This window comes from Microbacterium sp. UBA3394, assembly GCF_002358725.1.
Taxonomy (GTDB): domain Bacteria; phylum Actinomycetota; class Actinomycetes; order Actinomycetales; family Microbacteriaceae; genus Microbacterium; species Microbacterium luteum.
Genome location: NZ_DEPK01000007.1, coordinates 1,637 through 2,174, shown reverse-complemented (window position 1 = coordinate 2,174; position 538 = coordinate 1,637). Strand labels below are relative to the sequence as shown.

At 66.4% G+C, this 538-nt stretch carries 2 pseudogenes; both read left to right on the top strand.

The features are described from left to right. Positions 1 to 192: pseudogene (locus tag B4E30_RS00275) on the top strand (elongation factor Ts); the annotation flags it as partial. 83 nt (positions 193 to 275) lie between these two features. Further along, a pseudogene (gene pyrH / locus B4E30_RS00270) lies at positions 276 to 538 on the top strand (UMP kinase); the annotation flags it as partial.

The window sequence follows — 538 nt, the reverse complement described above, 5'->3', positions numbered from 1 at the left end:
ATCTCCCGCAACGAGGGGAAGCCCGAGGCGGCCCTTCCGAAGATCGTCGAAGGTCGTGTGAACGCGTTCTTCAAGCAGGTCGCGCTGCTCGACCAGGACTACGCCAAGGACAACAAGCAGTCGGTGGCCAAGGTCGCCGCGGACGCCGGTCTCACCCTCACCGGCTTCGCCCGGTTCAAGGTCGGAGCCTGACGTTGAAGGAGGCCCGCACCGCTTCGGTGGTGCGGGCCTTTTCTCATGCCCTTCGATAAGTTGTAAGCGACGAGAGGAATCACGTGATCGATGAAGCGACCGGACGCCGGCGCGTTCTCCTGAAGCTGTCGGGCGAGGCTTTCGGCGGCGGGGCGCTCGGGGTCAACCCCGACGTCGTGTCGCAGATCGCCCGTGAGATCGCCGAGGCGGTGGACCGGGTGGAGATCGCCGTCGTCGTCGGCGGGGGGAACTTCTTCCGCGGAGCCGAGCTGAGTCAGCGCGGCATGGATCGCGGCCGCGCCGACTACATGGGGATGCTCGGCACGGTGATGAACGCTCTGGCGCT